The sequence below is a fragment of the Pseudoalteromonas sp. TB25 genome (assembly GCF_000497995.1).
GTDB classification, from domain to species: Bacteria; Pseudomonadota; Gammaproteobacteria; order Enterobacterales; family Alteromonadaceae; genus Pseudoalteromonas; species Pseudoalteromonas distincta.
In genome coordinates, this window is the sequence record NZ_AUTI01000241.1 from 1 (window position 1) to 9,571 (window position 9,571).

The following is a 9,571-nucleotide window of genomic DNA, read 5'->3' on the forward strand; positions in this document are numbered from 1 at the left end:
CCGTATAGCCGCCAAACACATAAGCGTACTCGCCTAAGCCGACTGCGGTGCTTGCTAAGCGCCCTTTTAATGGCAAGCTTGAAGGCACACCAGTTTTAGATTGCCACTGTGAATCGCCAACTTTAAGCGTCCACACTTTGTTATGCACTGACGAGTATTGTTTATCGCGCCCCAGCCCCATAAAGCTTAAAAAGTAGGGCTGGTTTTTTACAATAACTTTAGCCACAGCATTATTTGCAACAGGCTCAGGTAAAGCGGGAAGGCTTGCTAACGCAAGAGAAAAAAGAAGGCTCATAAGGCAAATAATTTAATAAGAATTAATACGCTCAGATTAAATTATTTTAGCCTTGTGAGCCAGTATTGTTATATCAAAATAATCAAACGCTTTTGATTAGTAACCATATTAGTAGGCAATACTAATATGCTGATTTACGTGTGCTGCATTTTGCGCTACATCAACCATTGCTGTTGCGTAATCAGTGACCGAAACTTTGCTTTCGCCTGCATCATTAGTAAAAAATGTATTACTGCCTATACGGTAATTGCCTTCATTATCACCCAGACATAACTTGTGCAGTTTATTTATCAAGGAACTACCTACAAACTGCTGTAAGAGCATTTATAGATTTTTAACGCAGCGCTGGAAAACCGCTATTAAAAATGTGGCGGTAAGTAATGTATTGTAGTTAAGGGCGTTGTGAAGATGAGCTGTCTAAGGTGGTAGTTCAGCATAATTTTTTAAGGTAAATAGGTTACGTTATCTAAGCCTTGTTGTTTATTTTTGTACATAGCTTGATCAGCATATTTTATAAGTTCATGATCTGTTTGTCCGTGCTCTGGGTAGTTTGCAATGCCAATACTGGGGGAAATATTTAGTAGTACGTCATCTAACTTAAAGACAGCTTTAAACTCAGTGAGGACTTTATTTTTTATTCTGACGGTTTCGTGGCTAGAACTTAAATTATCTAAAATAATTAAAAATTCGTCTCCACCTAAACGCCCTACTGTGTCGTAATGCCTAACCGACGCTGAAAGCCTTTTTGCTATAGCACATAAAAGCTTATCGCCAGTTTCGTGTCCGTGGGTGTCGTTTACTGCTTTAAAGCCATTTATGTCTATAAACAGTAAAGAAAAAAATGTGTTGTTTGTAGTTGCACTAATAATTACTTTTTCTAATCGCTCCATTAATAAAGAGCGATTAGGCAAACCAGTTAACACATCGTGCCGAGCCATGTACTGGAGCTGCTCTTCCATTACTTTTCGCTCAGTTATATCGTGCGCTACTGCAATTCTTACTTGATGTTGCTCTGACCAACGAACAGACCATAATATATGGACTATTTGACCATCTTTTCTCATCCAGCGGTTTTCAAAGCGAGGGTTTACCGTTTCGCCAGACAATAGCGAAGTTACGGCGTTATGCGTTTTGTAATGATCACCTTCGTAAACATAGTTAATCATCTTTTTGCCTACAACTTCGTCGGCCGTATAACCAAAAATTTGCTCAAATGCTGCGCTTACAAAAACAAATGTGCCTTGTTTATCTACCACACAAACGGCATCAAGCATTAAATCGAGTACTTCTTCTACATTAATTAATTCATTTTTTATCATACTTTGGTGCCTTTAAAGCAAAACCAAGCAAATTTAAGTATTCTATATAGCTTTAACAAAAGCAAAGATAATTAAACCACAATCGCAGATAACACAGGGCTAGGTATAAATTGTGCCCATATAATTAATATTGCTTTGAGAAGCATGACACGAAAAAGTTAAGATTAAATATTTAATAACCATAAATACTTTGAAGTTATTCTGAAATAGACTAAATTTTAAGTCGTATATAAACATATAACTATCAGCTATTTACATTTTACTGACTCTTTAATAAATATACTTATAAAGTTCATTTAACTATATTTTTACAGTTCAATTGGGCGAAATTAGACCTTTCAACTACTACAAAATTAGTTACCTTGATTTAATCTCATTTATGCTTTTACACTGTTAATGTATGTTAATATTGTGTGATATCACATGTATTACAAAAACAAAGACTGTTTTTGATTTTTGATTGCGCAGGAGACTTTTGGGTGAAAATATCACAACGTTTGTTTTGGCCATTACTTTTTGTTTGCCCTCTCTTAACGGCCGAGCCGTTTGAAGATGAAGACCTCGATCTTGATGCTTTAATGGGCATGGATGTACAAGCAACTTCTGCGATGAAAAGAGCGCAATCAGCATTTGATACCGCTTCATCTATTTATGTATTAAGTAAAGAACAAATTACTAACTCTGGTGCTACATCAGTACCTGAAGCACTGAAAATGGTGCCTGGTTTAATTGTACGTCAGCTCGATAACAATCAATGGGCTATTTCATCAAGAGGTATTGCCTCTCGATTTTCTAGCAAACTATTGGTTATGATTGACGGACAAAGCTTATATACCCCAAAATTTGCTGCAGTTTATTGGGAAACACTCAACGTTCCTTTGTATGACATTGAACGCATTGAAGTAATACGCGGACAAGGCGGATTACTTTGGGGTAGTAACGCAAATAATGGCGTGATTAATATCATTACTAAAAACAGTATTGATACTCGCGGTGGATACGCAAACGTAACAACTGGTAATCAAATAAATGTTGATGCAAATCTTCGTTACGGTGGTGATATAAGTAACATAGGCAGCTACCGTGTGTATGGTCATGTAAAAGATGCGAATGAATCAAAAAAAGGGATCTTACTCGCACCTAACGATACAACTAAACAAAATTCTTTAGGTTTTCGGGCTGACTTTACCCCTAATGATGAGTGGTCTGCGCTACTACAGGGGGACGTTACTCACTCAACACTTGGTCAAAACTACCGAGGTGTTATAGATGAAACCAACGAAAACATTTCATTCTCAGATGATTTAAAGCGAACAGACTCACGCATAATGGCACGCCTTGAAAACAGAGTGTCGCCCGATGCCAATCAAATGCTACAAATTTCTTGGCTGAAACAAAATGGTTCCCAAGATTATATTAAAGAAGATTTTGAATCGATAGATATTGATTATCAAATGAACTTCATATACCAATCTCTACAGCTAGATTGGGGATTAAACTACCGGTATAACTCTATCTCTTTCGCAGAAAGTGTATTTTTAGATAGCGATAAAAACTTTGATAACCTCAAACAGTTTGGTGCACTTGTTCAAGCTCAATACAATGTGACGCCTGATACACTCGATTTTATTATTGGTACTAAGCTTGATCATAACGATTTAACTGGCTGGGAAAATCAACCGTCAGCAAGGCTTATATACAAACCAGTAGATAACCATCTTACTTGGGGTGCTATATCGAGAAGTGTACGTACACCAACATTGATTGAATTTAACGACAACTTTAAAGTTAATGGTACTGAAATTAAAGATCTTACCGGTTTAAGCTCTGGCTTTGGACAAATAGACGACTACCGAATTGCAACCTACCTAAATGGTAACGACAAAGTTAAATCTGAAAACTATCTATCTTATGAATTAGGCTACCGTTTTACTGCTAACGATTGGTCATTGGATCTTTCTACTTATTATACCGATGCTAATAACGTAGCGGTTATTGATATGAATACGCATGCTGAACAATTCACACCTATACTTGAATTATTTCTAGCAGGGAGAATCCCAGAAGTATTTCAAGCACTAACAATGACTCGCATAGATTTAGACTTTACATCTGTAGCAGACACGAGCACTAAAGGGTTCGACCTAGTTGTATCGTGGCAACCTGTTGATAACCTCAATACTGAGTTTGGTTATAGTTACACCGATTATAACTACGATTTACCTCCTCGAGTAGAGCCAGCAATCGGCTATGACTCTAAAAACAAGCAGTTATTTGCAAAAGCCGATTATTCTTTTTTAAACAACCATAATGTGTTTGCGACATTGCGCGCAATTAACTCAAATGCATATAACACTGATAATTACACAACGTTAGATGTTAGTTGGAATTGGCAAGCAACACCTGTGTGGTCTACTGCAATTTCGGGTAAAAACCTCTTTGCAGGTTCACATATTGAGTACAATAATACGCGCGAAACCTATACATTACCAAACTATATTGATGAATGTATTACATTTACAATTTCAGCAAATTTCTAAGTTAATTAGATGATTAAATTAAGAAGTTTAATTCACAGTAGCTTAATAACGTTGACACTTCTTAGTGCCAGCGTTGGCGCTGTTGAAAAAGAATACATGCTAAAAGCAGGCTTCTTATATAACTTTGCACGTTTTGGACACTGGGATTATCATTTAGAATCTCTTAATGAATTTATTATTTGTAGCCCTGATAAATACTTTATTGATGCGGCTAACAACGCTTTAAAAAGTCGCACTATAAAAAACTTACCTCTATACAATAAATTAATCACTCTGGATGAAGTAACAACCTCGGCGTGTAACATGCTATTTATTACCTCTGATACATTTATCGAATGGCAAAACATAACACCTTTAGAGCTGAAAAACGTTATGCTCATTGGTGAAACAGACACATTTATTGAAAATGGCGGTCATATCAGGTTTTTTCTTTCCAGTGGTAAAATTCGCTTTGAAATTGCTCCGAAACAGCTTAAAGATGCAGGGATTACTATGAGCTCAAAAGTGCTACGCCTTGCCCGCGTTGTAGATAGGTAGTGCAATGAAAAAACTATTTGCATTAAATACGATGAGCAAAAAATTACTATTTATCTTAATGAGTGTTGCACTTGTATCAACCGCGACAGTAACCATTGTATTTAGTGCTTATGAAATCACTAGCGCTAAAGAGGAACAAATAGAAAGCTTGGGCTCTCTGTCAAAAATGCTTTCACCGAATATAACTACAGCACTTATGTTTGATGATATTGATGCAGTGCAAGAGCTTATAAACCCAATACTTATACGCTCAGATGTTATTAGTATAATGGTAACAAGTGTGACTGGTGAGCAACTTGTTATTGCGCAATCCAAAGATGAAGATATGGAGCAAAGTATTGAAGTAAGTACACCCCTTCAGCTCGATATGCATGATTACGGTATATTAAAAATACGCGCTAACAACAGCTACATTCAAGACAGAATTACTTTTTACTTTAAGTTTATAATGATTTTGATGGTATTCACCTTTGCTATCAGCCTAATTTTATCTCTTTTATTAAGGCGTCGCTTTTTAAACCCTATTTTATATTTAGCTCAAACAGCAAATAAAATAACCACATCACATGATTATAGCTTACGCGCTAAACAGCTATCACAAGATGAAGTAGGACAATTAACCTCTTGTTTTAATGCAATGTTATACAACATTGAGCAAAGAGAAAATTCATTAGAAAACCAAGTTAGACTGCGTACTAATGAACTTGAAAATGCGAATATTCAGTTGCAACAATATGCCTACCAAGATGGATTAACCGACTTACCGAACAGGCGTTATTTTTACGAAAAACTACAAAGCTTAGTAAGTATTAAGGGAATGAAGTTCGCCCTTATATTCATAGATTTGGATGGCTTTAAAGAAGTAAATGACAGCCTAGGTCACGACTACGGTGATTTACTCTTACACCAAGTAGCAACAAGACTACAAAGTTGTATAACGACTAAAGATACAGTCGCACGTTTGGGTGGTGACGAATTTACATTGATTTTAGAGGGTGTAAATAGCCCGGATGAAGCATCAAAAATTGCCGAAGCTATAAAAAATAGCTTAATGCAGAGTATTAAAATAAAAAAAGAAACAGTGTATGTTACAGCAAGCATAGGTTTAACGTTTTTTCCTGCTGATGGCTTAACAGTAGAAGAGCTCGTTAAACGTGCTGATCAAGCGATGTACTTGTCTAAAAATAAAGGTCGGAATCGCTACGAGTTTTTCTCCTATGCTATTGAAGAAAAAGCCATAGAAAAACGTCGCCTAATAGAAGAAATACGAATAGCAATCACTCATAATCAATTTGAATTATTTTACCAACCTATATTTTCAATTGACGGGAAATCAGTACCAAAAGCTGAAGCCCTAATTCGTTGGAATCACCCTGAACGAGGCCTAATAGGGCCAAATGAGTTTATACCTGTCGCTGAAAAAAACGGATTAATAAACGATATCGGCCAATGGGTAAAATCTCAAGCAATTCAAGATACCGTCCAATTCAATGTTTTAAGTGAAAAGACAATTCAAGTCAGTGTAAATACATCACCTCTTGAAATTGACCGCGCTGGTTGCTGGGTGGATGAATGGATTGTTGCAAGTAAAAAGTACCAACTACCCGCAAACACCATTTTAATTGAAGTCACTGAAAATACTTTAATGGATCCCGACTCGTCAATACAACGACAATTAAAACGCTTAAGCACTATTAATATAGATATTGCGATTGACGACTTTGGTGTTGGTTATTCTTCTTTGGCGTATTTACAGCGCTTAGATATAGATATTTTAAAAATAGATCGCTCATTTATCAACGATATAGAATCAAACGATAATAGTATTGCTCTCGTGAAAGCTATTATCACTATGGCTCACAATCTAGACGTAATGGTGGTTGCTGAAGGAGTTGAGACACAAAAACAGTATGACCTATTAAAGCAGCTTGCTTGTGATTATATTCAAGGCTACATTTTTTCAAAGGCAATTACTAAACAAGAGTTTATGGAAAAGTATATAATACCAATCCGCAATAATACTTAATCATTTTGCGGGGCTAAACGGGTCGCTACCTGTGTTAAAAAATTCTCATTTAGAACAACTAAATAGCAATTTTTTTGCCTAGCTATCAACACGCTTTACATCCTCAAAATAGATCACTTAATTAAGCGAATTGGTATAAAACAAAAAGAAGTGATCTTATTTATGTCTATCGTGCTAGATTTTAGCAAGCCAACACAGAACACTTCTTTACTTTTGCCTTAAAAATCCACGTATTTAAAGCTCAATCCCAAGCTATAACCAGCGAGGGACTAGTTGTTTATACTCTTTATATTGTGCAGAAAAACGATGGGCTAAATGAGCCTCCTCAACTAATGTTTGTCTATATATAGCTGTAAAACCAATAACTAAACAGGTCAAACTAAATATACTAGGTAAGGCTAAAAAGAACCCCACCTGTGCAGCTACAACGCCTAAATACATCGGATTCCTAGAGTATTCATATAATCCTGATGTTTTAAGCTCATGTGGTCCCTTAGGATCAATTCCTGAACGCCAAAGTGCTGCCATATGAAAATGTACAAACATCGTTAAAATAAAGCCTGCGGTCAATAATACATCGCCAAATAATACGCCTGGCCAGCCATTGAGTATTGGGAATAGCCCAAGATAGCTATCTAACTCAGGTACAAATACTCTAATTACACATACAAACCAAATAGCAGCCCTGAAAAATTTAAAAACCATATGGTTCCACCAACTAGTACAAAATTTATCACCGGGATAAATAACGCCTGATGGTGTATTTCGATTTTTATAAATAATTCTAAATGTATAAAATCCGGCAACAAAAGTATAAAAAATAGCTAAGTAAACTCGGGTAAATTCAACTAGCGATGCAGAGTCATCTACAAATGTTTCATAAGGCATTTAAGTTACAGCTCACAATCATTATTGGTAGTAATTTTAAAACAACTAAGCCAATAGATTTAGTTATAAGATCATGAAATCATATTAGTATTCATTGCCCTCATAAACAAGCTAAGTCTGTGGTTAGTTAACGAGTTATAATGAACTAATCAAACTAATTTATAAATTCTGTTTGATACTTCACCTAAACAACTGCTTACACAAACCGAAAAAGTAAATTCGGTAGTTCACAATTTTGTTTTTATACCAATTCGCTTAATTAAGTGATCTATTTTTCCGCCCTACTCGATGGTGTTGGTATGAGTGTATGTTAATTGCGCGTATTTCACTTTTCTGCAGACGTAAAAAAGCCCGACTATTTCTAGTCGGGCTCTCTACAATTTGAAGTCGGTGCGCTACGCGGTAGGGTGTCGTAGTGCCCACAGCGGTAGAAAGTCACATAGCAAATGCTACACTATCTTTGTGTCGGGAGTCGCTGTGCTCGCCCGACCTACGTGATAGGTGTTGCTGTGGGTGTGTGTTAACTGCGCGTAGTTCACTTTTCTACAGACGTAAAAAAGCCCGACTATTTCTAGTCGGGCTCTCTACAATTTGAAGCTTGGTGGTGTCGTAGTACCCACAGCGGTAGAAAGTCACATAGCAAATGCTACACTATTGGCCGACTGAGTTATTGAGGGGTTTTGTTGTGATTTTAACGTCGGGAGTCGCTACGCCCGACCTACGTGCTAGGTGTGTAAACGTCCGGTGATCATCACCTAGATATTGATATTCCAAGGCAATAATTGTTCTATGTCTGGCTCAGGCTGACAAAGCTCATCGAGGCAATGCATGATGTAATCAAATGGCGTTAAGCCGTTGGATCTTGCAGTTTCGATGATGCTGTATAGGTGAGCGCTTGCTATTGCGCCGCGTGAGGTTTGGCTAAACATCCAGTTCTTACGGCCAATAACAAATGGTTTGATAGCGCGCTCGGCGCGGTTATTGTCGATATTAAGCTGACCATTTTCAAGGTAAACTATAAGTTTATGCCATTGATTAGCGAGATAGGTTGCTGCCTCTGCTAACTTGGTTTTCCCGACTAAACGTGGCTGGTTTTGCTCTAGCCATTTATGCAGTTTATCGATAATAGGTTTCGCTTGCTCTTGCCTTATTTCATGCTTTTGTTCTGGTGTTTTATCGTTGAGTTTTGATTCAATGCCGTACAGTTTTTGAATAAGACTCAAGACTACGTCGGCTTTGCCTGTCTTGTTTTTACCCTGCACGTGTTTTGCTTCTATAAATTTACGACGTGCATGGGCCCAGCAACCAACGAGTGTTGATTGCGTTTGTGCATACGCTTGATAACCATCAACCTGTAAATAGCCCGAATAGCCATCCAGATAATTAACCACACAGGAAGCTGCCCGACTGTTTTGATAGTCGTAAAGCACAATGTTTGGTATTGGGTTGTGTTTATTTATAGCCGATGGCGAATCCGTGCCGGTACAATATAGCCACATGTAACTTTTTACTTTGTCGGCGTTGACCACATTGACCGTCGTTTCATCGGCATGTATCGCAGGCTGTTTAAGTAACGCGTGTTTCAGTCGTTGTATCAGCGGTTCAAACAAGGTAGCGGATGCGAGTACCCAGTCACTCATGGTTTTACGGCTAAGCTCAATGCCGTATTGCTTGAACATCGACTCTTGTCTGTGCAGTGGCAGTGCATATTGATATTTGCTGGTGATGATTTGACTTAATAAACTGGACGTGGCCATGCCTTTGTTGATGGCCATGTTTGGCATCTTGGCTTGTTTAATACTGTTATTCGACCCTGACTTATCACATTCACGACACGCGTACTTTGGGCGAATATGCTCAATGACTTTTATCTTTGCGGGGACGAAGTCGAGCTTTTCGCTGACGTCTTCACCCATTTTATGCAACTCATTACCACAGCAGTTACACACCTTGTCTTCTTCGGCAA

Annotated in this window: 7 protein-coding genes and 1 pseudogene; 3 read left to right on the plus strand and 5 right to left on the minus strand. The window is 37.5% G+C overall.

Features of this window, described 5'->3' with window-relative positions; translation table 11 throughout:
* From L652_RS0107430 to L652_RS0107440, 3 genes and pseudogenes are all read right to left on the minus strand, one after another.
* Positions 1-295 (minus strand): annotated as a pseudogene (locus L652_RS0107430) (galactose oxidase); the annotation flags it as partial.
* A 108-nt stretch (positions 296-403) separates the two neighbouring features.
* Complete coding sequence (locus tag L652_RS0107435; RefSeq protein WP_024594980.1) at positions 404-589, minus strand: epimerase; 186 nt, start codon at positions 587-589, stop codon at positions 404-406.
* 149 nt (positions 590-738) lie between these two features.
* Positions 739-1,614: a sensor domain-containing diguanylate cyclase gene (locus L652_RS0107440; protein ID WP_024603384.1), complete on the minus strand. Its 876-nt coding sequence runs from the start codon at positions 1,612-1,614 to the stop codon at positions 739-741.
* Between the two features lie 479 nt (positions 1,615-2,093).
* On the opposite strand from L652_RS0107440, the gene L652_RS0107445 reads away from it, so the two are divergent.
* From L652_RS0107445 to L652_RS0107455, 3 genes are read left to right on the plus strand one after another with little or no spacing between them, the layout of a single operon-like run.
* Positions 2,094-4,154 (plus strand): TonB-dependent receptor, encoded by a 2,061-nt coding sequence (locus L652_RS0107445; protein ID WP_024596127.1) that lies wholly within the window; start codon positions 2,094-2,096, stop codon positions 4,152-4,154.
* A 9-nt stretch (positions 4,155-4,163) separates the two neighbouring features.
* A complete protein-coding gene (locus L652_RS0107450; RefSeq protein ID WP_024596128.1) occupies positions 4,164-4,691 on the plus strand; it encodes a YfiR family protein in 528 nt (175 codons plus the stop codon).
* A gap of 4 nt (positions 4,692-4,695) precedes the next feature.
* Entirely contained in the window at positions 4,696-6,717 is a 2,022-nt protein-coding gene (locus tag L652_RS0107455) for an EAL domain-containing protein (protein WP_024596129.1), read from the plus strand.
* A gap of 252 nt (positions 6,718-6,969) precedes the next feature.
* On the opposite strand, the gene L652_RS0107460 is transcribed toward L652_RS0107455, so the two are convergent.
* Positions 6,970-7,605 carry an isoprenylcysteine carboxylmethyltransferase family protein gene (locus tag L652_RS0107460; RefSeq protein ID WP_024596130.1) on the minus strand — a complete coding sequence of 212 codons (636 nt, stop codon included), beginning with the start codon at positions 7,603-7,605 and terminating at the stop codon, positions 6,970-6,972.
* Between the two features lie 755 nt (positions 7,606-8,360).
* Positions 8,361-9,571: IS66 family transposase (locus tag L652_RS0107465; RefSeq protein ID WP_024596131.1), on the minus strand; the 1,211-nt coding region annotated here is incomplete at its 5' end.

What these genes read in the sequence shown, in the direction of transcription:
- L652_RS0107440 (WP_024603384.1), bottom strand. Translation starts at nt 1,614, where the DNA reads ATGATAAAAAATGAATTAATTAATGTAGAAGAAGTACTCGATTTAATG.
- L652_RS0107450 (WP_024596128.1), top strand. Translation starts at nt 4,164, where the DNA reads ATGATTAAATTAAGAAGTTTAATTCACAGTAGCTTAATAACGTTGACA.
- L652_RS0107455 (WP_024596129.1), top strand. Translation starts at nt 4,696, where the DNA reads ATGAAAAAACTATTTGCATTAAATACGATGAGCAAAAAATTACTATTT.
- L652_RS0107460 (WP_024596130.1), bottom strand. Translation starts at nt 7,605, where the DNA reads ATGCCTTATGAAACATTTGTAGATGACTCTGCATCGCTAGTTGAATTT.